The organism is Synechococcus sp. CS-205 (assembly GCF_025128255.1).
GTDB lineage: Bacteria > Cyanobacteriota > Cyanobacteriia > PCC-6307 > Cyanobiaceae > Regnicoccus_A.
The window spans coordinates 40,256-66,303 of sequence record NZ_JAHLZB010000033.1 but is presented as its reverse complement, the minus strand read 5'-3'; the positions used below and the strand labels follow the sequence as shown (position 1 = coordinate 66,303).

The following is a 26,048-nucleotide window of genomic DNA, read 5'->3' as shown; positions in this document are numbered from 1 at the left end:
GCGCTCGCCCGTGCTCGTTGGACCTTCGAGGAAGCCTTCGATCAGCGTATCCACGCCCGCGGCTACGAGGACTTCCGGCACAGCGACGTGACCGTGATCGCGCGTCTACCCGCCGACGGTGGCGCCCGGATCAGTGAGCTCGCCGAACGCGCGGCGGTGACCAAGCAGGCGATCGGCAAGAGCGTGAAGTCGCTGGAGGCGCGCGGCTACGTCGAGCGTCGCCCGGATCCCGATGACGGCCGCGCGCAGCGGGTGGTCCTCAGCGAGCGCGGCATGGCGCTGCTGAACGACGCGCGCGAGGTGATCGCCGCGATCGAGGCGGAGTGGGCGGAGGTGCTCGGCGCCGCCGGGCTCACGCGCCTGCGACGGGCGCTGCTGACGGTGAGCGACGAGCTGGGGCCGGCGGAGTACCTGTAGCGCTCAGAGAACGCAGGTCGCGAAGGCGCCGCCGCTCGCGACGTCGGCGACGCAGCGGGTGCCGGTCGGGCAGATGCGGTCGTCGGTGCACAGGCGCGTGCAGACGTTGCGGCTCGTGTCGCAGAGCCCGCTGACGCACTGGGCGTCGAGCGTGCACGGAAGCCCGAGGTCGACCGTTCCGGCGTCCAGACAGATGAACACGGTGCCGCCGCCGCCGTCGTCGCTCCTCCGCCACCGTCTGAGTGGCCCAGCGGGCCCTTGCCGGTGTCGACGAGGTGGGCCGTGGATCTCTCTTCGGCCCTGTCTTCGCCGCCGCTGTGGTGCTGCCCTCCCAGTCGGTGGCCCCCCTGGCGGCTGCCGGTCTCACCGACAGCAAGGCCCTGCGTCCGCGCCAGCGCCAGCGTCTGGTGCCCCTGATCACCGCCCAGGCCAGCGCCTGGGCCCTCGGCCAGGCGTCCGCCGTGGAGATCGATCGCCTCGGCATCCGGACGGCCACGGAGCTGGCCATGCTCAGGGCCCTGCAGCGGCTGCCGCTGGTCCCTGATCTGGTGGTGGTGGATGGGGTGCTGCCGCTCCGCCTCTGGCCGGGGCGGCAGCGCACCCTCGTGCGGGGTGATCGCCGCTGCCTGGCGATTGCCGCCGCGAGTGTGCTGGCCAAGCAGGCCCGCGATGCCCTGATCGAGCGCCTGGCCCAGCGCTTCCCCGGCTATGGACTTGAGCGCCATGCGGGCTACGGCACGGTTCTGCACCGGGAGGCCCTGGGTCGTCTCGGCCCCAGCGGCCTGCACCGCCTGAGCTTTCTGACCCGGGTGCTCAGCGGCTCTCCCGCCAGCTGCTGAAATCCTTGAGCAGCTGCTGGCTCACCCGCGTGCGGATCCCCAGCAGGACGCCGCCGAGCAGGGAGCGGCCGGTGGCTTCGAGCACCCGGGGTGCAATCAGGCGCAGCATCGGCGGCCGGCTCACGCAAACGGCCATCTGGGCCTCCCCCTCCAGCCCCCGTCCCCCCACCTCCAGCCAGGAGGTCAGATTCAGCTGGAAATCGTCCACCAGGCCGAGTCCCTCCAGGTGACAGTCCACCGCATCCAGCTCCAGCCGCCCGGGCCGTCGCTGCGCGCGCAGATGCACCACCGGCTTGACCTGCAGCTGAAACACCTGCAGCCGTGTCACGTCGTAGCGGTAGTCCCCGGGCCCGAGGCGCGTCAGCTGGCTGGGATCGAGCAGGGCCTGGATCACCCGCTCCTCGTCGTCGAGGTACGACACCAGCTCCTCCGCCCGCTCGTCGATCGGGAGGCTGAGCTGCTGGCTGGCGCTGAAGGCCAGGGTCATCGCCTCTCCTCGGTGGCCGGGGGGGGATGATCTTATCGACCGATGTTTCACCCCTTCACCATGCGTCTTGCCTTCCTCGGCCCTGCCGGCACCTACGGCGAGCAGGCGACGCGGCAGCTGGCCGCGTTGGAGGGCATCGACGCACCGGAGTTGATGGCCCAGAGCGGCATCCGCTCCGTGGTGAAGGCCCTGGCGGACGGCCACTGCGACGCCGCTGTGGTGCCCGTGGAGAACTCGGTGGAAGGAGGCGTGACCGCCTGTCTCGATGGTCTCTGGGAGCACCCCGACCTGCGCATCCGTCGTGGTCTGGTGTTGCCGATCCGCCATGCGCTGCTGGGCTCCGGGCCGATCGAGCGCATCAGCGAAGTGCTCTCCCATCCCCAGGCCCTGGCCCAGTGCAGCCTCTGGCTGAGCGAACACCTGAGTGAGGCGCTGCAGCTGCCCACCAGCTCCACCGCCGAAGCCGCCCGGCTGGTGGCCGGCAGTCGCTTCCGGGCGGCGGTGGCCTCACCCCGGGCTGCGAAGGAGCATGGCCTCGAGGTGCTGGCCTATCCGATCAACGATGTGCCCGGCAACTGCACCCGCTTCCTGATGCTGCAGCGGCAGGTGGAGAGCCAGCCGGATGCAGCCACGCTGTGCAGCCTGGCCTTCTCCCTGCGCAGCAACAGCCCGGGTGCTCTGCTGGAGGCCCTCAGCTGCTTCGCGCGCTTGCAGCTGAACATGAGCCGGATCGAGTCACGCCCCTCCAAGCGGGAGATGGGCGAATACATCTTCTTCGTCGATCTGGAGATGCCGGCGGACCCCAGCCTGCTGGAGGAAGCGATCGAAGCCCTGCGCGGCCATTGCCAGCACCTGGCCCTGTTCGGCACCTACCCGCTCACCAACCTGTCCGAAGAGCAGTAGCGGAACACCCCGAAGCGCATCATCCCGCTGCTGAACGCCCAGTGCATCAGCAGGATCGTGGGCGCTTCCCTCAACCCCTGCAGCACAGCTGCCGGACCCAACCTCAGGATGGCGCCGGGGCGGCGCACCCCTTCGAGGATCGAGTCGATCCAGGAGGGCAGGGTGGCTTCACTCCAGTCGGCGGTCTCCACGGCTCCGGACCGCCGATGGGGGCTGGCTTCCAGGTTGCGGCGGAAGGAGGGGATGGACGCGAATTCCGGATGGGCCCACTGGTGCAGCAGCTGATCCATCACCCAGCGCTCCAGCCCGTTGAGCTCACCGTCGCTGGGGTCGCGCCGGTTCCAGTCGGCCACCACCAGCTGCCCACCTGGGGCCAGCACCCGCAGCAGTTCATCGGCGTAGCGCTGCTTGTCGGGCATGTGCGGCCCGGCCTCCACGCTCCAGACGGCCTGAAAGCCGCCGTCCTCCAGCTTCAGGGCCAGGGCGTCCATCACCGCGAAGCGGCAGGAGAGCCCGGGGGGTGTGAGCTGCCGGGCCCGCTCCACCTGGGCGGGGCTGATGCTGATGCCGAGCACATCGAAGCCGTAGTCGCGGGCGAGGATGCGGGCGCTGCCGCCGATGCCGCACCCCACATCCAGCAGGGTGGTGCCGGGGGGCAACCGATCCAGCCCCGACCAGCGAACGAGCTCATGCACGAACTGCTCCTTGGCCGCCCTGAAATCACGGGCCACCGGGGGGTTGCCGTAGTGCCCGAGGTGCACATGCTCGCCCCAGAGGGTCTCCAGCAGCCGATCGCCGGTCCAGCGGTCGTAGGCCTCGGCCACGGTGGCCGTGCTCTGAAAGCGGCGGTCGCGGCGCTGCCACTCCCTCACAACACCAAGACCGAGCAGACCGACTCCGGCCCCCACGGCCAGAGGAGGAAGCCAGGTTGGAAGCGGCATCAGGAGGGTTCCTGCCTGGGCTCCCCCATATCCTTGAAGGTGTCCTTGAGGACCGTGCGGGCGGCCAGCTGGCGGCGTGTCTGGTCGAGCAGGGCGAACTCCTGGCGCAGGCGTTCGGACGTGTCGGTGATCTCCAGCAGGGCCTGCTGATGATCCGCCACGGGTCCCCCCAGGTGGGAGCCGATCCAGAAGGACAGCTCGCGGGGCAGGTCGGGCAGATCAGAGGGAAGGGTGGTCGGTTTGCCGATCAGCTTGCCGGTCAGATCCACCACATCCCGCAGCGCCTGGGTGACCTGGTGCGCCAGATCCTGAAGCACGTCGTGGCTGGTGCTGGGATCGTCCTCGATCCAGCTGACCATGGCGACGCGGAACGGAGCTTCCCGGACCACCTCAAGCACCCGGAAGCGCTGCTGGCCGAGGGTGACGATGTTGCTGCGATCATCGTCCTGGGTCTGGCACTGAAGAATTTCCGCGCAGCAGCCCACCTGGGCCATGTCCTGCTGGTTCGGGTCCCAGCGCACCACGCCGAAACGACGGTCGGTGTCCAGCACCGTCTTCAACATCATGCGGTAGCGGGGCTCGAAGATATGCAGGGGAAGCACTTCTTGCGGGAACAGCACCACATCCGGCAGGGGGAAGAGTGGGAGTTCCCTCACGGCCAGATCAGTCACAGAAGGTGTGCAGGGCGGCAAAGGGTGGTCGGGGGTGCTGGCTGGAGCGCCGAAACGTTCCGAAGAGTCTAGAAAAAAAGGACCCACCGGGAGGGTGGGTCCAGAAATTCGTCGTGTCGCGTGTGATCGAGGTTCAGAGCTTCACTTCGATGTCGACGCCACTGGGGAGATCGAGCTTCATCAGCGCGTCGATCGTCTTGGCTGTGGGGCTGTAGATGTCGATGATCCGCCGGTGGGTGCGGGTCTCGAAGTGCTCGCGTGAATCCTTGTCCACGTGGGGCGAGCGCAGCACGCAGTAAATCTTGCGCTTGGTGGGCAGGGGAATGGGACCGATGGCCGTGGCAGCCGTGTGATCGGCCGTTTCGATGATTTTTTCGCAGGAGAGATCCAGCATGCGGCGATCAAACGCCTTGAGACGGATGCGGATCTTCTGCTGAGCGATGGCGGCTGACATGGAGAGATTCGTGGGGTCGCAGGCCCTGGTGGAGACCACGGCCGAAAAACAGGGAGACGTGAATGGGATGGCGGGAGATGGAGCCGGCCGGGGCCATGCTCACTCCCGCTGAAGACAAGCGATAGGAGCTTGGAACAACTTGTCGAGGTGCGTTTCGAGGGGCCTTCCCTATCGTGGGGGAGGCCCCTGATTCAGGGCGGCCGTTTCCGACTCAGGCGACGATCTTGGAGACCACGCCGGCACCGATGGTGCGGCCACCTTCGCGGATAGCAAAGCGCATGCCCTGCTCGATGGCCACCGGGCAGATCAGCTCAGCAGACATCTTGATGCGGTCTCCGGGCATCACCATCTCCACATTGGAGCCGTCGTCGGCCGTGAAGGCAGTGATCTGGCCGGTCACATCCGTTGTACGGATGTAGAACTGGGGACGGTACCCGGCAAAGAAAGGAGTGTGGCGACCGCCTTCTTCTTTCTTGAGGACGTAAACCTCACCTTCGAACTTGGTGTGGGGCTTGATCGAGTTGGGCTTGACCAGCACCATGCCGCGCTCGATGTCTTCCTTCTGCACGCCGCGCAGCAGCAGACCCACGTTGTCTCCGGCCATGCCCTCGTCGAGCAGCTTGCGGAACATCTCCACGCCGGTGACGGTGGTTTCGCGGGTGTCCTTGATCCCCACGATCTGGACGGTTTCGCCCACTTTCACCTTGCCGCGCTCGATCCGGCCGGTGGCCACGGTGCCGCGTCCGGTGATCGAGAAGACGTCTTCGACAGCCATCAGGAAGGGCTTGTCGATCTCACGCTCAGGCTCGGGGATCGACTCGTCGACACCATCCATCAGGTCGAGGATCTTGTCGACCCACTCGTTCTCACCGCGGATGCCCTTGCCGCCGCCCTGGATGTGCTCAAGAGCCTTGAGGGCGGAACCGGCAATGATGGGGATGTCGTCGCCGGGGAAGTCGTAGCTGCTGAGCAGCTCACGCATTTCCAGTTCGACGAGCTCGAGGATCTCCTCGTCGTCGACCATGTCCTTCTTGTTGAGGAACACCACCAGGGCGGGAACGCCCACCTGCTTGGCCAGCAGGATGTGCTCCTTGGTCTGGGCCATCGGGCCGTCGGTGGAGGCCACCACCAGGATGGCGCCGTCCATCTGGGCGGCACCGGTGATCATGTTCTTGACGTAGTCCGCGTGACCGGGACAGTCGACGTGGGCGTAGTGACGCTTGTCGGTTTCGTACTCGACGTGGGCCGTGTTGATCGTGATGCCCCGCTCCTTCTCTTCGGGAGCACCATCAATGTCGGCGTAGTTCTGGGCCTTGGCCTGGCCTAGGGAGGCCAGCACATTGGTGATGGCGGCAGTGAGGGTGGTCTTGCCATGGTCAACGTGACCGATGGTGCCGATGTTGACGTGAGGTTTGTTCCTCTGAAACTTCTCGCGAGCCATTGAAGGAAAGAATCGGGGGTGGTGGTTAGGGTTGAGAGATCAGGAATTGCCCTGATTCTTGGCGATGATGGCCTCAGCAACATTGCGAGGAACTTCCTCGTAGTGGCTGAACTCCATCGAGAAAATACCCCGACCCTGGGTCATGGATCGGAGTTGAGTGGCGTAGCCGAACATTTCGGCCAGGGGCACCTTGGACTGGACTTTAGACTGTCCGTTGTCGATGGATTGCCCTTCGACCTGTCCGCGACGGGAGGAGAGGTCACCGATGACCGATCCGAGGAAATCCTCGGGGATCTCGACCTCCACCTTCATCATCGGCTCAAGAAGTACAGGATTGCACTTCTTGACCCCGTCTTTGAAGGCCATCGAGCCCGCAATCTTGAACGCCATTTCGGAGGAGTCCACGTCGTGGTAGGACCCATCCACCATGGTGACTCGGATATCGATCATCGGGAATCCTGCAATCACACCGGACTGGCAGGTTTCCTTCATGCCGTTCTCTGCGGGGCCAATGTATTCCTTGGGTACGATGCCGCCAACAATCTTGTTGACGAACTCAAAGCCGGAACCAGGTTCGCCCGGCTCCATCTCGATCACCACATGCCCATACTGGCCTTTGCCGCCGGTCTGGCGGGCGAATTTGCCTTCGCCTTTGGCACTGGCACGAATGGTTTCGCGGTAAGACACCTGCGGAGCGCCGATGTTCGCCTCCACCTTGAATTCTCGCAGCATCCGGTCGACCAGGATCTCCAGGTGCAGCTCACCCATGCCGGCGATCACGGTCTGGCTGGTTTCAGGATCGGTGGACACTCGGAAGGTGGGGTCCTCTTCGGAAAGGGATTGAAGAGCCTTGGAAAGCTTCTCCATGTCGCCCTTGGTTTTGGGCTCCACCGCCACCGAAATCACCGGTTCAGGGATGTAGAGCGATTCGAGGATGATCGGGTCGCTCTCGACGCAGAGGGTGTCCCCGGTGGTGGTGTCCTTGAGGCCCAGCACAGCACCCAGATCGCCGGCGCGCAGCTCATCCACCTCCTCGCGATCATCCGCCTTGAGCAGAATCAGGCGGGAAATGCGCTCTTTCTTGTCCTTGGTGCTGTTGAGGACGTAGCTCCCCTTCTGAAGCACCCCGGAATACATGCGCACGAAGGTGAGCTTCCCGTAGGGGTCGGCCATCACCTTGAAGGCCAGGGCGCTGAACGGGGCACTGTCGTCGCAGGGACGGTTCGACTCGGTGCCGTCGGGCAGCAGGCCGGTGATCGGCGGCACGTCGACCGGAGCGGGCAGGTAATCCACGACGGCGTCCAGCACCAACTGGACCCCCTTGTTCTTGAAGGCGGAACCGCAGAGCATGGGAACGAGACCGTGCTTGACCACGCCGGTGCGGATGCCTTTGATCAGCTGGTCTTCGCTGAGTTCACCATTCTCCAGGTACTCTTCCAGTAACTCTTCGTCGGTTTCAGCCACCGACTCCATCAGCTTGCCGCGCCACTCGGCGGCTTCTTCCTTCATGGCCTCAGGAATCTCACCTTCGAGGATGTCGGTGCCGAGATCATTGGTGTAGAGAATGGCCTTGTTTCTCACCAGATCGATGATTCCCTTCAGGTCGCCTTCGGCGCCGATCGGCAGCTGAAGGGGAACGGCATTGGCCTTGAGCCGATCTTTGATCTGGGCGTAGACCTTGAGAAAATCGGCCCCGGTGCGGTCCATCTTGTTGACGAACACGATCCGGGGCACCTTGTAACGGTCAGCCTGGCGCCAGACCGTTTCAGACTGGGGCTGCACCCCACCGACTGCGCAGAACACAGCCACCACACCATCAAGCACCCGCATCGAGCGTTCCACCTCGATGGTGAAATCGACGTGACCTGGGGTGTCGATGATGTTGATGCGATGGTCGTTCCAGCTGGTGGAAATGGCCGCCGCGGTGATGGTGATGCCGCGCTCTCGCTCCTGGGCCATCCAGTCGGTCACAGCGGCGCCATCGTGCACCTCACCCATTTTGTGGACCACACCCGAATAGAACAGGATCCGTTCGGTCGTGGTGGTCTTGCCGGCGTCGATATGAGCGGCAATGCCGATATTTCTGACGCGTTCCAGGGGATAGGCGCGGGCCACGGGGGAGGTCTCCGGTGTTGGATCGACGAATTTTGCGGGCGCGAGTTTTGGGGCTGGCCTGATCTGAGTGAAGGCGCCCGCCGTTCAGCCCAGAGCGGGTGCTCAGTAGCGGTAGTGGGCGAAGGCCTTGTTGGCCTCGGCCATCTTGTGGGTCTCTTCGCGTTTGCGGACAGCGCTGCCTGCTTCGTTGGAGGCGTCCATCAGTTCGCCGGCCAGTTTCTGGGCCATGCTCCGACCGTTGCGGGCCCGGGAGAAGTTGACCAGCCAGCGCAGGGCCATGGCGGTACCCCGCTCCTGACGCACCTCCATCGGCACCTGGTAGGTGGCACCGCCCACCCGGCGGGCGCGGACCTCCACCAGGGGAGTGGCATTGCGCACGGCCGTTTCGAACACCTCGAGGGGATCGCTGCCGGTGCGGTCGTTGATCAGTCCGAAGGCGTCGGAGAGAATCCGCTGAGCGGTGGACTTCTTGCCGTGCTTCATCAGCCGTGCCACGACCATCGAGGCCAGGCGGCTGTTGAACTGGGGGTCAGGAAGGATCGGGCGCTTCTCAGCAGCGTTGCGGCGGGACATAAACCTGAGGGGATCGGCGGTGCGAAGGGGAGGAGTGGAAGGCGATCAGGCCTGGGATCAGCTCTTGGGAGCCTTGGCGCCGTACTTGGAGCGGCTCTGGCGACGATCCTTGACACCCGAGGTGTCGAGAGTGCCGCGGATGATGTGGTAGCGGACCCCGGGGAGGTCCTTGACGCGACCGCCACGGATCAGCACCACGGAGTGCTCCTGAAGGTTGTGACCGATCCCGGGGATGTAGGCCGTGACCTCAAAGCCGGAGGTGAGGCGCACACGGGCCACCTTGCGAAGGGCCGAATTCGGCTTTTTCGGGGTGGACGTGTACACCCGGGTGCACACCCCACGGCGCTCTGGGCAGGCGCGCAGAGCCGGGGACTTGGTCTTGCGGGTGAGGTGCTGCCGCTCGGTGCGGATCAGCTGCTGAATCGTGGGCATCGAGGGCCGGAGAATTAGGCCGGGCGTCCGGCCGTTTTCGACAATCCGTCACCTTACTTTGTCGTGGTCCCCCCAACCCCCGATCGGCTGAAGGCGGCGCCGCAGGCACAGCAGCGCACTCCCTCCCCGGAGCGGATCAGAAAGCCGCCGCCGCTGAGGTCACCTCGGTAATCCAGGCTGAGACCCGCCAGCAGTGGCACCTGGGCCGCCGGGGAGTGCAGGGTGATGCCATCGGCCCGGGCCACAGGAACTCCAGCGAGGGGCCCCGGGCGGATCCGGATGACCCATTGCTCGCATCCCCCTGGCACCAGATCCAGGTGCATCAGACCGGGTGTGCCGGCCACAGCGGCCAGTCGACCGAGCTCGGCCGCCGCCGCGGATGACAGTCGCAGGGTCAGACCCTTGGGCATGGGGGCGATCTGGCGCAAGGTGACCGTGGAGGCCTCCAGCTTGCCAGCCTCTGCGCCAGGCGGTTTCAGCGCCCGGCTCGTTCCACGGCCTGCGCCTGCCCGCTGCGGGGCACGAGGCCGAGACCGTTGTGGATCGAGGCCGCCACTCCCCGCCCCCGCACCGTCTGGGTGTTGCCCACAAACAGCCCTGTGGAGCTACCGCCATCGAGGTTGAGGGCGTCCCGCATGCCCAGTTGCCGCAACAGAACGGCGGTCTCCCGCAGGGTGGGGCCGGCGTGGCCCACCCCCTGCAGCGTCAGCAACCAGAGCTGACGTCCATCGCTGCCGATCACGGTGCGCGGGGCGCCCTGGCTCTGAAACGCGCTGCTGAAACCTTCGGCTGTGCCGTTGAGGACGACCCGGCTGTTCAGGAGCAGCAGGGGCCCGCCCCCCATCACGAAGGCCTTCTGGCCGAGCGGGTCGCTGGGCCGACTGGCGAGGTTGAGCCGGCTGGCCTCGGGCCACGGTGGAACCACTCCGGCCCTGCCCACCACCAGGGTGTCCTCGGGCCCCAGGGCGATGCCCCGCTTCAGCTCGGTGCTTCCGAGCCGCTGCTGCACCACCCCACCCCTGATCAACACGCCCGATTCGTTGCCGCTGAGGGCCCGATAGGCCCTCCCCCAGTCGGCGGTGTAACGCGCCATGCCCCGTTTCACATAGCCGCTGTTCAGGCTGGTCAGCGGCCAGCGCTGACCCCTGGCGTCGACCAGCTGCTCCTGCAGGACCAGCCTGCCGAAGCGGGGCAGACCGCCGGGCTGCCAGCCGATGGCGCCGCGGTTGAGGATCGGTCCCGAGAGCCACCGCCCCTCGGCCTTGAGGGCCCCCAGGGGCAGCCGCCGCACCCGATTGAAGAAGCCGCCGTTGATGGCCACCAGGGCCTGCTCCCGCTGGGCCAGGGCCGTGAGCGAGGTCAGCCCCTGCATCCCGTCAGGACGGGTGAGCAGCCGCAGGTCGAGCGGACTGGTCCTCGGGTCGAAGCGGACGCTGCTGATCAGCATGCGCCTGGCTCCCACCGGGCGAACCTGGCGATCGATGCTGACGCTGCGTGAGAGCAGGGCCTGAAGGCGTGGATCCAGGGGGGGTGGGGCCGGATCCGTCCGGGCCGTTCCCCCGGCGCTGGAACCCGGAGGGATGGCGAACACCACCCTGTCGGGGCCGCCCAGGGTCAGGATCCTGCCACCGCCGCTCGGGCGCAGCTGCAGCCCCTCCCGGCTGGAGCTGACCACAACGCCGAGCGCCTGCAGTTCAGCGCGCTGGTTGGCCGTGCTGCGCAGGCCCAGCAGAACCTGTCCGCCGTCCTGCCGGACCAGGGCCGCCCCATTGAGGTCCAGCACCACCCGGCGATCTGGGCCGGGGGGTGAGGCTCTCACCCGCAGCAGGCCGGGCAGGGGCATCTCCAGGAGCAGGCGGTCTCCGTCCGTCTGGATGCGGACCCCGGCCGCCTGCAGCAAGGGGGCCGCCTCCAGGGCCACCTCATCGTCCAGGCTGCGCTGTGCATTGGTGGGCACCAGCAGCTTCCGCCCGAACCACTCCAGCTCCAGGCTGCCGTCAACGCGGGTGCTGCTGGCCACTCCCAGCTGGCCCTGCAGCACCTCGAGTGGCAGCCAGACCTGGGCAGGGTTTCCCCCTGCGGATGGGAGCCATTGCCAGCGGGCGCTCTGCTCCCGTCCGTTGATCAAGATCCGTTGGCCCTCCTGGCGTGGAGAGGTGGGGCTGAGGGCCAGCAGGCCCTGGGCCTGGGCTTCGGCCCCGGCGAGGGCAGTGTCGGCAGCCGGCAGCATGGCCACCAACGCCAGGCCGATCAGGCCGCTTCGAAGGGATCGGCACCGCATCAGGATTGGACCCGCATCCGTTGGTGGTGAACGCTAACGCTGATCGCACTTTCCTAGGATCACAATTCACACCCGTGCGGGAGCCGCCTTGCGTCAGGCTTCTGCGGTTTCCTGACAGGTTGTTGCCGGGCTATGCCTCTTCCTCGCCGCTCTGTTTGGCCCCATTGCGACAGTCCGGCACCTGCGGAGGTTGCGGGCGAGAAAGACGCCTGTGGCGTCGGCTTTCTGGCTCAGCTCAGCGGTGAGCCCAGCCACTGGTTGCTTGAGCAGGCCCTGCGCGGCCTTAGCTGCATGGAGCACCGCGGCGGCTGTGGCGGGGACGGTGATTCCGGCGACGGTGCCGGCGTGCTCTGCGGCATTCCCTGGAGCTACCTGGGCGAGGTCTGGCCCGAATCCTCCCTGGCACCGGCAGAGCGCCGAGGCCTGGCGATGGTCTTCCTGCCCGTGTCGGAGCCGAAACGCCAGGAGGTCAAGCGTTTGTGCGAGCAGGCGGCCGCCCAGGTGGGCCTGCGCAGTCTCAGCTGGCGCGAGGTGCCGGTGGAGCCTTCCGTGCTGGGCCCCCTGGCGCTTCAGACCGTGCCACGCATCGAGCAGTGGCTGGTGGAGGGCCCTGAGCCTGGTGATGCGCTCGAATCCCTGCTCTTCCGCTGCCGTCGCCGGGCGGTCGACATGGTGCGGGCCGCCCCGGGGGGTGATCCCAGCGACCTCTATTTCGCCTCCTTCAGCGGGCGCACCATCGTCTACAAGGGCATGGTGCGCTCCGAAGTGCTCGCGGGGTTCTACGCCGATCTGCGCGATCCGCGCTTCGCGGTGAGTTTCGCCGTCTATCACCGCCGCTTCAGCACCAACACCCTGCCCCGCTGGCCCCTGGCTCAGCCGATGCGGCTGCTGGGTCACAACGGCGAGATCAACACCCTGCTGGGCAACATCAACTGGGCCCAGGCGGCCGAGTCCCATCTCGATGCGGTCTGGGGCGATGCCGCCTCCGACCTCAAGCCGGTGGTCAACGCCGCCTTCAGTGATTCGGCCAACCTCGACGCCATGCTCGAGCTGATGGTGCGCAGTGGCCGGCCGATCACCGACAGCCTGCTCACGCTGGTGCCGGAAGCGTTTCATCAGCAGCCTGAGCTGGAGTCACGACCCGATGTTCAGGCCTTCTACGAATATTCCGCCTGCCTGCAGGAGCCCTGGGACGGCCCGGCCCTGCTGGTGTTCAGTGATGGCCGCAGCGTCGGCGCCACCCTCGACCGCAACGGACTGCGCCCCGCCCGCTACTGCATCACCAGCGATGGCCTGGTGGTGATGGGTTCGGAAACCGGGGTGGTGGAGATCGAGGAGAGCCGCATCGTCGAGAAGGGCCGCCTCGGCCCCGGCCAGATGCTCGCCGTGGATCTCGAGCAGGGGCGTCTGCTCAAGAACTGGCAGGTGAAGGAGGAGGTGGCCTCCCGCTACCCCTACTCCGCCTGGCTGCAGGAGTACCGCCGCAGCCTGGAGCCCCAGCCCTGGTGCACGGAGCAGCAGCTCGGCGATCTCGACCTGCTGCGCCACCAGACCGCCTTCGGGTTCACGTCCGAGGATCTGGATCTGGTGATCGAGGACATGGCCGGCCAGGGTAAGGAACCCACCTACTGCATGGGCGACGACATCCCCCTGGCGGTGCTCTCCGGCAAGCCCCACCTCCTCTACGACTACTTCAAGCAGCGCTTCGCCCAGGTCACCAATCCTCCGATCGACCCGCTCCGCGAGGAGTTGGTGATGAGCCTGGAGATGCACCTGGGACGGCGCGGATCGGCCCTGCGGCCAGAGCCCTCAGCCGCCTCGGTGCTCCACCTCGCCACGCCCGTTCTCAACGAATCCGACCTGGAGGCTCTGCCCCACCAGGGCCTGGTCACCACCACCCTCACCACCCTTTACGGGCTTGATCAGGGACCAGCTGGCCTGGAGACCGCTGTGCAGCGTCTCTGTCAGGCCGCCGAGCAGGCCGTGAAAAACGGCAGTCAGATCCTGGTGCTCTCCGACCGCACCGCCGAGGGCCTCACAGCCACCACCACCTTCATCCCGGCCCTGCTGGCGGTGGGCGCGGTCCACCAGCATCTGCTCAGGCTGGGGGTGCGCCTGCACTGCTCCCTGGTGATCGACACGGCTCAGTGCTGGAGCACCCACCACCTGGCCTGCCTGATCGGCTTCGGCGCCAGCGCCGTCTGCCCCTGGCTCACCTGGGAAACCACCCGCCACTGGCTGGCCCACCCCAAGACCCGCTCCCTGATGGAGCGGGGCAAGCTGCCGGCGATCGATGCCGCCAAGGCCCAGGCCAACGTGCGCAAGGCCCTGGAGGCCGGCCTGCGCAAGATCCTCTCGAAGATCGGCATCTCGCTGCTTGCCAGCTACCACGGCGCTCAGATCTTCGAGGCGATCGGCATCGGCGCCGATCTGATCGAGCTGGCCTTCCGCGGCACCACCAGCCGGGTGGCGGGCCTCAGCCTCCGTGATCTGGCCAACGAAACCCTGACGTTCCACGCCAAGGCCTTCCCCGAGCTCAACCGCACCAAGCTCGAGTTCATGGGCTTCGTGCAATTCCGCTCCGGTGGCGAGTTCCACCTCAACAGCCCCGAGATGGCCAAGGCCCTGCATGCGGCGGTCGCCGCCGGCCCCGGCTACGACCATTTCGCCACCTACCGCACCCTGCTGGAGCACCGCCCGGTCACGGGCCTGCGCGACCTGCTGGAGCTGCGCCCCGCCCCCACCCCGCTTCCGATCGAGCAGGTGGAGAGTGTGGAGAGCATCTGCAGCCGGTTCTGCACCGGTGGCATGAGCCTGGGCGCCCTCTCCCGCGAAGCCCACGAGGTGCTGGCGGTGGCCATGAATCGCCTCGGCGGCAAGAGCAACAGCGGTGAGGGGGGAGAGGATCCGGCCCGTTACCACCCGCTGCCCGACGTCGACGCGGACGGCCGCTCAGCCACCCTGCCCACCCTGAGGGGCCTGGTGCCTGGCGACAGCGCCTGCTCAGCCATCAAGCAGGTGGCCTCGGGGCGTTTCGGCGTGACGCCGGAGTACCTGCGCAGTGGCCAGCAGCTGGAGATCAAGGTGGCCCAGGGGGCCAAGCCCGGTGAAGGGGGCCAGTTGCCAGGCCCCAAGGTGGATGCCTACATCGGCTGGCTGCGCAACAGCAAGCCCGGGGTGGCGCTGATCTCACCCCCGCCCCACCACGACATCTATTCCATTGAGGATCTGGCTCAGCTGATCCACGATCTGCACCAGGTGAATCCCGCCGCCAAGGTGTCCGTGAAGCTGGTGGCCGAGATCGGCATCGGCACCATCGCTGCCGGTGTGGCCAAGGCCAATGCCGATGTGATTCAGATCTCCGGCCACGACGGCGGCACCGGAGCCTCACCCCTGAGCTCGATCAAGCACGCGGGCAGCCCCTGGGAACTGGGCCTCTCCGAGGTGCACCGCAGCCTCCTGGAGAACGGTCTGCGCAGTCGGGTAGTGCTGCGGGCTGATGGCGGCCTCAAAACCGGCTGGGATGTGCTGATGGCGGCCCTGCTCGGCGCCGAGGAATACGGATTCGGCTCGGTGGCCATGATCGCCGAGGGCTGCATCATGGCTCGCGTCTGCCACACCAACAATTGTCCGGTGGGGGTGGCCACCCAGAAGGAGGCCCTGCGCAAGCGCTTCACCGGCCTGCCGGAGCACGTGGTCAATTTCTTCCTCTACGTGGCTGAGGAAGTGCGCCAGTTGCTGAGTGTGCTGGGGGTGGCCCGGCTGGAAGACCTGATCGGTCGGGTGGAGCTTCTTCACCCCCGGCATGTGGCCCTGGCCAAGACCAGCGCCCTTGATCTCACCTGCCTGTTGGCCCCGCTGCCCGGCTCCGACGACCGCAGCTGGCTGCACCATGACAGCCAGGCCCATGGCAATGGAGTGATCCTCGAGGATCAGCTCCTGGCTGATTCCGAGGTGCTCGCGGCCATCGAGCAGCACGGGCAGGTGACCCGCCGCCTGCCGATCGTCAACACCGACCGCAGTGTGGGAGCCCGCCTCGCTGGCGAGGTGGCTGCCCGCCATGGCAACAAAGGCTTCAATGGGTGGCTCGATCTCTGCTTCGAGGGTGCCGCCGGCCAGAGTTTCGGCGCCTTCACGCTGCAGGGCATGAACCTGCGCCTTGAGGGGGATGCCAACGACTACGTCGGCAAGGGAATCAACGGCGGCCGCATCACGGTTGTGCCTTCCGCTGACACCCAGGATCCCGGCAACCAGGTCATCATGGGCAACACCTGCCTCTACGGCGCCACCGGTGGCGAGCTGTTCGCCCTCGGCCGTGCCGGTGAGCGCTTTGCTGTGCGCAACAGCGGCGCGCGCACTGTGGTGGAAGGTTGCGGCGACCACGGCTGCGAGTACATGACCGGTGGTGTGGTCGTGGTGCTCGGCAGCACCGGCCGCAACGTGGCCGCCGGCATGACCGGCGGTGTGGCCTTCCTTCTCGATGAGGAGGACGCGCTGGGAGGTCTGCTCAACCCCGAGATCGTGTCGGTCCATCCCCTGCAGACCCCTGAGCAGGAGCAGCTGATCAAGCCGCTGCTGGAGGCCCATCTGGAGATCACCGGCAGCCGCAAGGCGGCCGAGATCCTGGCGAACTGGCCCCAGTGGCGCCCACGCTTCAAGGTGCTGGTGCCCCCCAGCGAGTTGGCCACGGTGGGTCTGCTGGAGCGGGAGAAGCTGGCCATGGCCACCTGAGCCAGGCCAGGATTCGACTCAGCTGCGCTCGAATTCGATCAGGCGCGAGAAGTAGAAGGGTGCCTGGTTGAGGCTGCGCCGTTTGGGCCTGAAGCCGGCCTCGGCGGCGGCGGCCACGATCCCTTCCTCCCGCAGGGTGTAGGCCCGGGTGGTCCTGCTCGGACCCGGGAACAGCTGCCCGATTGACTTGAGCAGGGCCAGCAGGGGGGTGTAGGGGGCAAAACTGACGATCAGGCGCCGTTCGGCAAGCCCGCCCAGATGCTGCACCATCTCCTCGGCCGCAGCCTGGGGGTAGTGGATGAACACGTCCAGGCAGATCACCGTGTCGTAGCGACCCTGAAGGCTCTCGAGGTCGGAGGCGGTGAACTCCACCCGCTCGCAGGCGAGCCCGCTGGCCTCCAGACGCCGCCTGGCCTCCTCCACCATGGCTTCGGACAGATCACTGGCGGCGATGCTGCCTGCCCCGAGCTGGGCCAGGGGCAGGCTGAGGCTGCCCACACCGCAGCCGGCATCACAGAAGCTGCGCTGCGGCAGGTCGCCCTCCTCCTGCAGCCACTCGAGCACCTGATCCACGGTCTTCTGGTGGCCCAGGCGAATGTTGCGCTGCACCTTGTTGACGTCGTCGCTGTCGCTGTAGATCCGCTTCCAGCGCTCGAAGCCCGTGCTGTTGAAGTAGTCGCGCACCTCGGCTTTCTCGGCCAGCTTGGCGCCGGTGTGGGGCGCTGGAGAGGTGGCCATGATGGCGGTGATACGAGTGGGCGGATCTTAAGGAGCCGCTTCGGGCCAACGACGCCAGCGCAGGTCTCCGTCCGGCCCCGCAGACCAGCGCAGGGTCCCGGCCAGGGGGCGTCCCAGCAGCAGCTGCTGCAGCGTGCGCCGCTCCCCGAGCACCCGCCGGGGCACCAGGGTGGCCGCCGCGATCGCTCGCCCCGGTTCGCCGCTCCAGCGGGCCAGCCGCGTCACCCCCTCCAGCAGGGGCAGGGTCACGCCCGCCAGGGTGCCGTCCTCCAGCCGGCAACTGCCGTCCTCCACCAGCAGCACCCGCTCATCCCAGCTGTGGCGACCCTCCTTGAGGCCGTAGGGCCCAAGCGCATCGCTCACCAGCAGCACCTGCTCGGGGGCCAGCCGTTGCAGCAGCACCGCCATCGACGGGGCCACATGCACCCCATCGGCGATCAGTCCCAGGGCCACATCACCGCGCAGCACCGCCGCCGCCACCGGACCCGGGGCGCGACGGTGCAGGTCGGCCATGGCATTGAAGGCATGGGTGAGCATGCCGACCCCCTTGGAGAAGGCCCATTCGGCCTGGGCCTCCGTTGCAGCGCTGTGACCCAGGCTCACCACGATTCCCTGTTGCCGCAAGGCGTCGATCACCGCTTCGGCCCCCTCCAGTTCGGGGGCCAGGGTCACCAGGGCGATCTCCGCTTCGAAACCCTTGATTCGCTCGTTCAGGGCCTCGAGGCTGGGGGCCGCCAGGTGGTGGGCTGGGTGAGCACCGCGCCGCGCGGCGGCCAGGAACGGACCCTCCAGGTGGGCACCCAGCAGCTGGCAGCGCCCTGGCCTGTGCTGCAGCCGGGCCTGGCGCAGGACGGCAAGGGCCTGGCGCAGGGGCTCCACGCCGCAGGTCACCAGGGTGGGGCTGATCGCCTCCACACCATCGGCCCAGAGCAGATCAAGCAGCTCCAGCAGCCGTGGCAGGTCGGCAGGCTCCAGCTCAGGAAAGGCCAGCCCCAGACCTCCATTGATCTGCAGGTCCACGCCGGCGGGGCTGAGCCAGTCTCCGCCCCAGTCGTCGCCGGCGGCGCAGCTGCCCGGCTCCAGCGGCAGCACCCGCGTGATCAGGCCCTGTGCGTCCACCCCCAGGCGCCAGCGCCGCCCGGACCCGTGGCTGCAGCGCGACGCGTGGGGCAGACGGACGTTGCTGATCCAGCGCACGGGCATCGGCTCCGGGTGCGAACGGGCGAAGAGGATGCCATCCTCGCCGCATGGCCACCGGCGCTCCCTGAATTGACCCGCGAACCCATCCCCCATGCCGTTGCTGAAGCCTCCCCGGCTGCGGGACCTCCCGCTGGGGGAGGGCGCGTGGCGGTGGTGATGGGCAGCGATTCCGACCTGCCCACGATGCAGCCCACGGTGGACGTGCTTGAGGGCTTCGGGGTGAGCGTGGAGGTGCGGGTGCTCTCGGCCCACCGCACTCCCAAGGAAATGGTGGAGTTCGCCGAATCGGCCGCCAGCCGTGGGATCAAGGTGATCGTGGCGGGGGCCGGCGGTGCCGCCCATCTCCCCGGGATGGTGGCAGCGCTCACCATCCTGCCGGTGATCGGCGTGCCGGTGGTCAGCCGAGCTCTCTCGGGGGTGGATTCACTCCATTCGATCGTGCAGATGCCGGCCGGAATCCCCGTGGCCACGGTGGCGATCGGCAATGGCACCAATGCCGGTCTGCTGGCGGCCCAGATCCTGGCCACGGCGGATCCGGCCCTGGCAGAGCGACTCAGGCAGCATCGCCTTGGGCTCCACGACCAGGTTCGCGCCAAGGATGCCCGCCTCCAGGAACTTGGCAGCGCGGCTTACCTGCACGCCATGGAGGTCTGAAGGATGGTGGAGTCAAGTTCGACAGCGGCACCGCTGGCGCAAAGACGGCCGCCGGCGGCCCCCTGGATCTGGTGGCTGCTGCTGTTTGTCGCCGGAGCCCTGAGCCGCTGGCTCACCCGCACGGAGCTGGTGCAGGCCTGGGATGCGGGCAATTTCGTGCTGGCCCTCACCGACTTTGACCTCAATCGCCACCAACCCCACCTGCCCGGTTGTTTCTGGTGGTTGATCAGCCTCGGACGGCTGAGCCTGCCGCTCACCGGAGGCAACGGGGTGGCGGCCCTGGAGCTGGTGAACGCGCTGGTGTCGGCCGCGGCGCTGCCCTTCGGCTGGATCCTGGCCCGGCGCTGGGCAGGCCAGCGGGCCGCCTGGTGGATGGTGGGGCTGCTGTTCAGCAGCCCCCTGCTCTGGTTCTATGCCAGCCAACCCCTGAGCTACGGGACCGAACTGGGCTGGGTGATGGCGATCGCCTGCTGCGCCTGGTTCGTGGCCGAGGGCGACCGGCGTTTCGTGCTTCCCCTCGCCTTGCTGATGGCCACCGCCGGAGGCATCCGACCCAACACCCCCCTGTTCCTCCTGCCTCTGGTGCTGGTGTGCTGCCTCAGGGGCTGGCGACGAGGAGGCCTCGAGGCCTGGAGGTTGCAGCTGGGCGTGGCGCTCGGTCTCGGTGTGCTGGTGTGGTGGGGGCAGGCCTTTCTCGAGGAGGCAGGAGGCCTGGAGCTCTACTGGTCGCAGTTGATGGCCTGGAAGCGGGCCCATACCCAGCAGGCTTCCGACCGCGGGGTGCTGGGCAATGGCTGGCTGCTGATCCGCACCGTGGCGCTCACGGCTCCGGCAGGTCTGGGCCTGGCCCTTGGAACCAGCTGGGCCGGACCGGCCGCGAAGAGCCCCGGGCCGCTCCCCCGGGAGGAGCGGCTCTGGCGGCGCTGGTTCATCGCCCTCTGGGTGCTCCCCTCGGCGTTCTATCTGCTGCTGGTGCATTTCACCCGCATGGGTCATGCCACCACGTTCCTGCCGGCGCTGCTGCTGCTGGTGGCGGCCCGCCTGGCCGAACGGGCCGACGGGAGGGGCGCCCTGCGCTGGCCCAGGCCTCTGCTGCTGGTGATGGTGCTCCAATGCGCCCTTTTCCTGCTGGTGCCAGGCGATCGCTTTCTGGAGAATCTGCGCTCCTACGATCACGACTGGAGCCTGGCCATCCGGGCCGCGAAACGCTTCGATCCCGCCACCACCCTGGTGGTGGTCACCGGCCGCTCCAACCGCCGTCCCTACCGACTGCCCTCGGTGCACCTCCCCGCCTACGACCATGGCGAGGCTGATCTGATGCTCGATCAGCACAAGGACAGCATTGAGGTGCGTCCACCCCTGCGGCGCGTGGTGATGATCGATCGCGGCCTCTCGGTGCAGCCCGGTGATGTGCCCGGTGGGCGGGTCGAGGCCCTGATCCCGGGGTGGCTGCAGTTGATCGAGGTGCCGGTGCCCGACTCCGGCCTGGAGGTGTTCCGCCGGCAGGTGAAGCCCCTGGACCAAGCAGCCCCGAACCCGGCGGGTGAGGCTCCCTCGCCATGATCCGCCCGGCTCCATTCACCCGCTGGCAGCGGCTTGGCCTGGCCTTGCCCCTGCTGGTGCTCAATTTCTGGGTGCTGCGTCAGCTGCTGTTGCCGCTGGCCCCGTTTCCGGCGCTGTTCCTCAGTGCCGCGCTGATCGCATTTTTGCTCGACCTGCCCAGCCGCTGGCTGACGGGCCGTGGTCTGCCCCGGCCGCTGGCTCTTGCGCTGGTGCTTGGCCTCGGCCTGCTGGCGCTTGTGCTGGTGGCCCTCTGGATCATCCCCCTGCTGGTGGAGCAACTGGCTGATCTGATCACGGCGCTGCCGGGTTGGCTGGTGGAGGCGGAAACCCTGCTCAACCAGGCCCAGGCCTGGGCGGTGGAGCATGGCCTGCCGGCGGATTTCGGTGATCTGAGCAGTGCCCTGCTCACCCGCTCCACCCAGTTCGCCTCGCAGCTGAGCCAGAAGCTGCTGGGGCTGCTCGGAGCCACGCTCACCCTCACGATCAACACCCTGATCGTGATCGTGCTGGCCATCTTCCTGCTCCTCGGCGGCGAGTCGATCAGCCGGGGGCTGGCCCGCTGGTTGCCGGCGAGCTGGAGGGAGATGGTGCTCGGCACCGTGAACCGCACCTTCAGGGGGTATTTCGGCGGTCAGGTGATCCTGGCGCTGATCCTGAGCGCGGCCCAGATCGTGGTCTTCACCCTGCTGGGGATCCCCTATGGCGTGCTGTTCGCGGTGGCGATCGGGTTCACCACCCTGATTCCCTACGCCAGCGCCATCACGATCGTGCTGGTGAGTCTGCTGCTGGGCCTGGAGGATCTCCGCACCGCCCTGGAGGTGCTGGCGGCGGCGATCACCGTGGGTCAGGTGGTGGACCAGGTGATCCAGCCCCGGCTGATGGGTCAGATCGTGGGCCTCCAGCCCGCCTGGCTGTTGCTCAGCCTGCCTGTCGGAGCCAGGGTTGGCAGTCTGCTGGGGTTCGGTGATCTGCTGGGTCTGCTGCTGGCGGTCCCGGTGGCCAGCTGTCTGAAGGCCTTCCTCGATGAGGTGGCCCGTCGCCTGGGCCTGCCGGATCCGGAACCAGCGCCCCTGCTGGGAGCCAGCGCCCCGGCGCTCATCCCGCAGCGATCAGCCCCTGACCCTCCAGGTGGCTGATCACCTGAGCCACGTTCTCCTCAAGGCTGCCGCCGGTATCCACCCGCAGCTCGGGCGACTCAGGCGCTTCATAGGGGCTGGAGATGCCGGTGAACTCCTTGATCACACCGGCGCGGGCCTTGGCGTAGAGCCCCTTGGGATCCCGCTGTTCACAGACCGCCAGCTCGGCGGCGCAGTGGATCTCGATGAAGTCGCCAGGCTCCACCAGGGCCCGGGCCCGTTCGCGATCGGCCCGGAACGGCGACACGAAGGCCGTGAGGGTGATCACGCCGGCATCAAGGAAGAGCTTGGCCACTTCACCGATGCGCCGGATGTTCTCCTCCCGGTCGGCATCAGAGAAGCCCAGGTCCTTGCAGAGGCCATGGCGCACGTTGTCGCCGTCGAGAACATAGGTGGCGAGACCGCGCTGGAACAGCTGCTCGTTCACGGCATTGGCCAGGGTGCTCTTCCCCGCGCCGGAGAGTCCCGTGAACCAGAGGATGGCGCTGCGGTGGCCCCGCTGGTGGGCGCGGGAGTCTCGGTTCACCGAGGCCTCATGCCAGACGACGTTGGTGGCTTTGTTGTCGGTGGGGGAGCTGGTCATCGACGGAGCGGACACAGGGACGTTGCTGAGGGGATGTTCTCACCCTCCAGCGGCCGGTGGCTTAACCGCCGGCCTGCTTCGGCCGGAAGCCCTCCGCCGTGAGGGTCTCCAGGCAGGGGGCCACCTGATCGCCCTGGAGCTGGATCACCCCATTTTTCAGGGTGCCGCCGCTGCCCGCGGTGGCCTTGAGGCGCTTGAGCAGCGCCCGGCCCTCCGCCTCGCTGAGCTCCAGACCGGTGATGGCCGTCACGGTCTTGCCGCCCTTGCCCGCCTTGGTGCGCTGCACCCGCACCCGTTGCTGCGGACGCGGGCTGGCCGCTGCCGCCGGGTCCTGCGGCCGGGCGGTGCTCGCCGCGCTGCTGAATTCCTGCCAGCCACCCTTGCCCATGGCGCCCGTTGCCGCTACGCCTCCCATCACAGCGCACCCATGAACCGATGGATCTGCCGCCCCTCCGCTTCGAGATGCTGCGCCTGGACCTGAACCCCCGCCCGGAAGCGCCCGCCTGCATTCCGGTGCCGGGTCCCGACGCCCAGTCCCTCAGTTTCTCGATGGTGGAGGCCCCCCCCTGCCGCGATCCTGCAGCGCGTCCGCGCATCGACGAGCCCCAGGGTTGGCCGCCGCTGCCGGCCCGCTCCGCTGAAGGGGACCTCTGGACCCTGCCGCCACCGCCGGTGCCGCCGCGGCCCGCTTCCTAGGCTGAGGCACCCCGATCGACCACCGGTGACGAGCACCCTCCCCCCGATCCCGCAGGATTCCGCTGCTCTCCCAGGCGCTGCTGCCCTGGAAAAGGAGGCTCGTCCCAATGCGCTCGGTCGATTCGGGCGCTACGGCGGTCAGTACGTGCCGGAAACCCTGATGCCGGCCCTGGCGGAACTGGAGGCGGCTGCTGCTGAGGCCTGGAAGGATCCCGCCTTCACCAGTCGCCTCGATCACCTGCTCAAAACCTATGTGGGTCGCCCCTCCCCGCTTTACGAGGCGGAGCGGCTGAGCGCCCACTACCGCCGCCCCGAAGGGGGTCCCCGCATCTGGCTGAAGCGCGAGGACCTCAACCACACCGGTGCCCACAAGATCAACAACGCGCTCGGGCAGGCCCTGCTGGCCCTGCGCATGGGTAAGCAGCGGATCATCGCCGAAACCGGCGCCGGCCAGCACGGCGTGGCCACCGCCACCGTCTGTGCCCGCTTCGGTCTGGAGTGCGTGATCTACATGGGCGCCGAGGACATGCGCCGTCAGGCCCTGAACGTGTTCCGCATGCGTCTGCTGGGGGCCACGGTGCAACCGGTCACCGCCGGCACCGCCACCCTCAAGGACGCCACCAGCGAGGCGATCCGCGACTGGGTCACCAACGTGGAGACCACCCATTACATCCTGGGGTCAGTGGCCGGACCCCACCCCTACCCGATGCTGGTGAGGGATTTTCACGCGGTGATCGGCGAGGAAACCAAGGTCCAGTGCCAGGCGGCCTTCAATCGCCTTCCCGATGTGCTGCTGGCCTGCGTGGGTGGGGGCTCCAATGCCATGGGGTTGTTCCACCCCTTTGTCAGCGACACTTCCGTCCGCCTGATCGGTGTCGAGGCCGCCGGCGACGGTGTGGCCACGGGCCGTCACGCGGCCACGATCACCGAGGGCCGCCTCGGAGTGCTGCACGGCGCCATGAGCCTGCTGCTGCAGGACGAACAGGGGCAGGTGCAGGAGGCCCACTCGATCAGCGCCGGTCTCGACTACCCGGGAGTGGGGCCCGAGCACAGTTACCTGCAGGAGCTGGGCCGGGCCGAGTATGCCGCCGTCACTGACCAGGAGGCCCTCGAGGCCCTGCAACGGCTCAGCCTGCTCGAAGGGATCATCCCGGCCCTGGAGACGGCCCACGCCTTCGCCTGGCTCGAACAGCTCTGTCCCACCCTGGCGCCGGGCACCGAGCTGGTGATCAACCTCTCCGGCCGCGGCGACAAGGATGTGACCACCGTGGCTGAGCGCCTGGGGGATCAGCTGGCCGGCGGTTGATCGTGGGGGCAATCAGACCACGGGTTCCCTGGCCTGCTCCCAGGGGAAGCGGGGAAGGCTCTGCATCGCCTGGCGCTGGCTCTCGATCCAGATTCGGTTGATCTCAGAGATTTCGCGGGCACCCCGCTCCAGCCTCTGGTGATGCGACACCGCCAGGCTGTCGCGGGGGTAGAGCGCCACCTCGAAGGGCGGGCCCACGGTGAGGTTGGAGCGGCGGGTGATCACCTGCGACACCAGGCAGAGCCGTGCCGCGTCCTCCAGCGACATCCGGCAGTGCCCCACGGAATCGAGCGGTGGCTTGCCGTACTTGCTCTCGCCGATCTGCAGAAAAGGTGTTTCCGGCGTGGCCATGATCGCGTTGCCCTGGGGATAGATCAGGTAGAGGGCATGGGGCTGGCCGAGGATCTGGCCGCCGAGGATGAAGCTGGCCTCGCCGCTGGCGCCCACCTGGTGCAGGGCCGAGTGGTTCTCGGTCTGCACCTCCACGCTCAGCCGGCCGATGTAGGCGGCCACCTCGAACAGGTAGCTGGCGCTGAGCAGGTCATGGTGCCTGGGGCCCGGGTCAGGGCTGGGTCTCCCCAGTCCCATCGTGGGTCGACGGGCCCGGTTCAGGTCGCGCTGGATCTGGTTGATCACAGCCTGGGTCGTGGCCAGGTTGCCGGCGGCCAGGAGCATGAACAGCCGGTCGGGAGCCGGCTCGAAGATGTGCAGCTTCCGGTAAGACGAGATGTAGTCGACACCGGCGTTGGTCCGGGAGTCGGACGCCATCACCAGGCCGTCCTCCAGCCAGAACCCGACGCAATAGGTCATGACCCAGGGGCCTCAGCTGAGAAGACGCTGCAGGCTAGAGGCCACCGAGCGCACCGCTGAGAGCGCCGTGGCATAGGCCATGCGCATCGGCCCCAGCAGAGCCACCTGGCCTTCACTGCCGTCTCCGGCGCGGTAGGTGGCCCTGACCACAGCGCAGTGGAGCAGGGCGGGATGGGGATGCTCCGCCCCGATCCAGATCCCTTCCGCCTCCTGCTCCCGCGCGGGGCGGAGCAGGCAGAGCGGCTCCTCCTCCACCAGCTGCAGCAGCGGCCTCAGATCGGAGCTGCGGCTGAATTCGGGCTGGGCCAGCAGCCCGCCCATGCCCACCACCACGGTTCCATCCCCATCCACGCCGCGGGCCTGGCGATGGCTGCGCAGGGCCTGACGCAGGAGGCCGCCACTGGTGCGCAGCTGGGAGGGGAGGCACTCCCAGCGGATCAGCCCACCTGGTGACCGTTCCAGTTCCGACTGCAGCCATCCCTCCAGGGCCGGCAGCTCCAGGCTGGCTCCAGGGGGGAGACGCAGATTGAGGCTGCTGGCCACCAGGGCGTTCTCCACCAGCAGCACCAGCAGCCGCTCACCGTTGGGCACCAGGCGAACCGCCTGCAGGCGGGACTCGGCCCGCTGAGGTCGGCTGATCAGGCTCATCAGGCCGGTGAGATCGGCCAGCCGACGGGCCAGATGCAGCAGCAGATCATCCAGAGCCGCCCACTGCAGGCTCAGACCCAGCAATTCCCGCTGGAGCTGCAGCGCCCCGGCCCCGGGAGGGGGCAACAGAGCATCCACGTAGAGGCGGTAGCCCTGCTGACTGGGGATGCGTCCGGCCGAGGTGTGGGGCTGCAGCAACAGGCCCCGCTGCTCGAGCGCCCCCATGGTGGAGCGCACGGTGGCGGGGCTGGCCGGCAAGCCGAACCGACGGATCAAGGTGCTGCTGCCCACTGGCTCCACGGTGTCGACGTAGTGATGCACCGTGGCCTTCAACACCTGCTGCTGGCGGTGGGGCAGGGCGATCACATGCGGGTGTGCAGTGTGTGGAGTCGATGGTAAGGAAAAACCCCCCTCGTTCAGTCGGATTGC

The 26,048-nt window shown here is 67.7% G+C and carries 26 protein-coding genes; 9 read left to right on the top strand and 17 right to left on the bottom strand.

Going from position 1 to position 26,048, the window contains the following annotated elements; translation table 11 throughout:
• Positions 1-417 (top strand): MarR family winged helix-turn-helix transcriptional regulator (locus KQ297_RS08795; protein ID WP_259739075.1); only part of this gene is annotated, 417 nt, incomplete at its 5' end.
• A 3-nt stretch (positions 418-420) separates the two neighbouring features.
• Here the strand turns inward: KQ297_RS08795 and KQ297_RS08790 are convergent.
• Positions 421-618: a hypothetical protein gene (locus KQ297_RS08790; protein WP_259739074.1), complete on the bottom strand. Its 198-nt coding sequence runs from the start codon at positions 616-618 to the stop codon at positions 421-423.
• A gap of 41 nt (positions 619-659) precedes the next feature.
• Between KQ297_RS08790 and KQ297_RS08785 the strand changes: the two genes are divergently transcribed.
• Complete coding sequence (locus KQ297_RS08785; RefSeq protein WP_259739073.1) at positions 660-1,256, top strand: ribonuclease HII; 597 nt, start codon at positions 660-662, stop codon at positions 1,254-1,256.
• Here KQ297_RS08785 and KQ297_RS08780 read toward each other — a convergent pair.
• Positions 1,231-1,743, bottom strand: a complete 513-nt coding sequence (locus KQ297_RS08780; protein WP_259739072.1) for a DUF1997 domain-containing protein — start codon at positions 1,741-1,743, stop codon at positions 1,231-1,233. The two genes, KQ297_RS08785 and KQ297_RS08780, sit on opposite strands and share 26 nt — an antisense overlap.
• Before the next feature lie 60 nt (positions 1,744-1,803).
• Between KQ297_RS08780 and pheA the strand changes: the two genes are divergently transcribed.
• Positions 1,804-2,646 (top strand): prephenate dehydratase, encoded by an 843-nt coding sequence (pheA, locus tag KQ297_RS08775; protein WP_259739071.1) that lies wholly within the window; start codon positions 1,804-1,806, stop codon positions 2,644-2,646.
• On the opposite strand, the gene KQ297_RS08770 is transcribed toward pheA, so the two are convergent.
• The 9 genes from KQ297_RS08770 to KQ297_RS08730 form a co-directional block, all read right to left on the bottom strand.
• Positions 2,613-3,587, bottom strand: a complete 975-nt coding sequence (locus KQ297_RS08770; RefSeq protein WP_259739070.1) for a methyltransferase domain-containing protein — start codon at positions 3,585-3,587, stop codon at positions 2,613-2,615. The two genes, pheA and KQ297_RS08770, sit on opposite strands and share 34 nt — an antisense overlap.
• Positions 3,587-4,258: an LON peptidase substrate-binding domain-containing protein gene (locus KQ297_RS08765; protein WP_259739069.1), complete on the bottom strand. Its 672-nt coding sequence runs from the start codon at positions 4,256-4,258 to the stop codon at positions 3,587-3,589. The genes KQ297_RS08770 and KQ297_RS08765 overlap by 1 nt, the downstream gene beginning before the upstream one ends.
• A 133-nt stretch (positions 4,259-4,391) precedes the next feature.
• Positions 4,392-4,712 (bottom strand): 30S ribosomal protein S10, encoded by a 321-nt coding sequence (gene rpsJ / locus KQ297_RS08760; protein WP_006172311.1) that lies wholly within the window; start codon positions 4,710-4,712, stop codon positions 4,392-4,394.
• A 211-nt stretch (positions 4,713-4,923) separates the two neighbouring features.
• Entirely contained in the window at positions 4,924-6,153 is a 1,230-nt protein-coding gene (gene tuf / locus KQ297_RS08755) for an elongation factor Tu (protein WP_185466690.1), read from the bottom strand.
• A 39-nt stretch (positions 6,154-6,192) separates the two neighbouring features.
• Positions 6,193-8,268, bottom strand: a complete 2,076-nt coding sequence (gene fusA / locus KQ297_RS08750; RefSeq protein WP_185466689.1) for an elongation factor G — start codon at positions 8,266-8,268, stop codon at positions 6,193-6,195.
• Positions 8,269-8,370: 102 nt separating this feature from the next.
• Positions 8,371-8,841 (bottom strand): 30S ribosomal protein S7, encoded by a 471-nt coding sequence (gene rpsG / locus KQ297_RS08745; protein WP_185466688.1) that lies wholly within the window; start codon positions 8,839-8,841, stop codon positions 8,371-8,373.
• Positions 8,842-8,898: 57 nt separating this feature from the next.
• Entirely contained in the window at positions 8,899-9,273 is a 375-nt protein-coding gene (gene rpsL / locus KQ297_RS08740) for a 30S ribosomal protein S12 (RefSeq protein WP_185466687.1), read from the bottom strand.
• Between the two features lie 53 nt (positions 9,274-9,326).
• Complete coding sequence (locus tag KQ297_RS08735) at positions 9,327-9,683, bottom strand: AIR synthase (protein ID WP_259739068.1); 357 nt, start codon at positions 9,681-9,683, stop codon at positions 9,327-9,329.
• 65 nt (positions 9,684-9,748) lie between these two features.
• Positions 9,749-11,554 carry a phosphodiester glycosidase family protein gene (locus KQ297_RS08730; RefSeq protein ID WP_259739067.1) on the bottom strand — a complete coding sequence of 602 codons (1,806 nt, stop codon included), beginning with the start codon at positions 11,552-11,554 and terminating at the stop codon, positions 9,749-9,751.
• A gap of 132 nt (positions 11,555-11,686) precedes the next feature.
• On the opposite strand from KQ297_RS08730, the gene gltB reads away from it, so the two are divergent.
• The gene (gene gltB / locus KQ297_RS08725) at positions 11,687-16,285 is read left to right on the top strand and encodes a glutamate synthase large subunit (RefSeq protein WP_259739066.1); all 4,599 of its coding nucleotides are present in this window, start codon (positions 11,687-11,689) and stop codon (positions 16,283-16,285) included.
• 18 nt (positions 16,286-16,303) lie between these two features.
• Here gltB and bchM read toward each other — a convergent pair whose 3' ends face one another.
• Entirely contained in the window at positions 16,304-17,023 is a 720-nt protein-coding gene (gene bchM / locus KQ297_RS08720) for a magnesium protoporphyrin IX methyltransferase (protein WP_185466683.1), read from the bottom strand.
• A 27-nt stretch (positions 17,024-17,050) separates the two neighbouring features.
• Positions 17,051-18,226 (bottom strand): N-acetylglucosamine-6-phosphate deacetylase, encoded by a 1,176-nt coding sequence (locus KQ297_RS08715; RefSeq protein ID WP_259739065.1) that lies wholly within the window; start codon positions 18,224-18,226, stop codon positions 17,051-17,053.
• 153 nt (positions 18,227-18,379) lie between these two features.
• Here KQ297_RS08715 and purE point away from each other — a divergent pair, with 153 nt between their 5' ends.
• The 3 genes from purE to KQ297_RS08700 are packed head-to-tail and all read left to right on the top strand — an operon-like array spanning position 18,380 to position 21,576.
• Complete coding sequence (gene purE, locus KQ297_RS08710; protein WP_259739081.1) at positions 18,380-18,877, top strand: 5-(carboxyamino)imidazole ribonucleotide mutase; 498 nt, start codon at positions 18,380-18,382, stop codon at positions 18,875-18,877.
• Positions 18,878-18,880: 3 nt separating this feature from the next.
• The gene (locus KQ297_RS08705; protein WP_259739064.1) at positions 18,881-20,440 is read left to right on the top strand and encodes a hypothetical protein; all 1,560 of its coding nucleotides are present in this window, start codon (positions 18,881-18,883) and stop codon (positions 20,438-20,440) included.
• Positions 20,437-21,576 carry an AI-2E family transporter gene (locus KQ297_RS08700; RefSeq protein ID WP_259739063.1) on the top strand — a complete coding sequence of 380 codons (1,140 nt, stop codon included), beginning with the start codon at positions 20,437-20,439 and terminating at the stop codon, positions 21,574-21,576. Before KQ297_RS08705 ends, KQ297_RS08700 begins: the two co-directional genes overlap by 4 nt.
• Here the strand turns inward: KQ297_RS08700 and cysC are convergent.
• Entirely contained in the window at positions 21,536-22,159 is a 624-nt protein-coding gene (cysC, locus tag KQ297_RS08695) for an adenylyl-sulfate kinase (RefSeq protein WP_259739062.1), read from the bottom strand. The two genes, KQ297_RS08700 and cysC, sit on opposite strands and share 41 nt — an antisense overlap.
• 61 nt (positions 22,160-22,220) lie before the next feature.
• Positions 22,221-22,547: a translation initiation factor gene (locus KQ297_RS08690; RefSeq protein ID WP_259739080.1), complete on the bottom strand. Its 327-nt coding sequence runs from the start codon at positions 22,545-22,547 to the stop codon at positions 22,221-22,223.
• Between the two features lie 47 nt (positions 22,548-22,594).
• Here KQ297_RS08690 and KQ297_RS08685 point away from each other — a divergent pair, with 47 nt between their 5' ends.
• Together KQ297_RS08685 and trpB are read left to right on the top strand one after the other, a co-directional pair.
• Positions 22,595-22,855 carry a hypothetical protein gene (locus KQ297_RS08685; RefSeq protein ID WP_185474829.1) on the top strand — a complete coding sequence of 87 codons (261 nt, stop codon included), beginning with the start codon at positions 22,595-22,597 and terminating at the stop codon, positions 22,853-22,855.
• Positions 22,856-22,880: 25 nt separating this feature from the next.
• Positions 22,881-24,161, top strand: coding sequence for a tryptophan synthase subunit beta (gene trpB / locus KQ297_RS08680; protein WP_259739061.1), 1,281 nt, complete (start codon positions 22,881-22,883; stop codon positions 24,159-24,161).
• A gap of 12 nt (positions 24,162-24,173) precedes the next feature.
• On the opposite strand, the gene KQ297_RS08675 is transcribed toward trpB, so the two are convergent.
• Both KQ297_RS08675 and KQ297_RS08670 read right to left on the bottom strand, forming a co-directional pair.
• A complete protein-coding gene (locus KQ297_RS08675) occupies positions 24,174-24,971 on the bottom strand; it encodes a 20S proteasome subunit A/B (RefSeq protein ID WP_259739060.1) in 798 nt (265 codons plus the stop codon).
• A 12-nt stretch (positions 24,972-24,983) separates the two neighbouring features.
• Positions 24,984-25,985 (bottom strand): heat-inducible transcriptional repressor HrcA, encoded by a 1,002-nt coding sequence (locus KQ297_RS08670; RefSeq protein ID WP_259739059.1) that lies wholly within the window; start codon positions 25,983-25,985, stop codon positions 24,984-24,986.
• Positions 25,986-26,048: the final 63 nt, after the last annotated feature.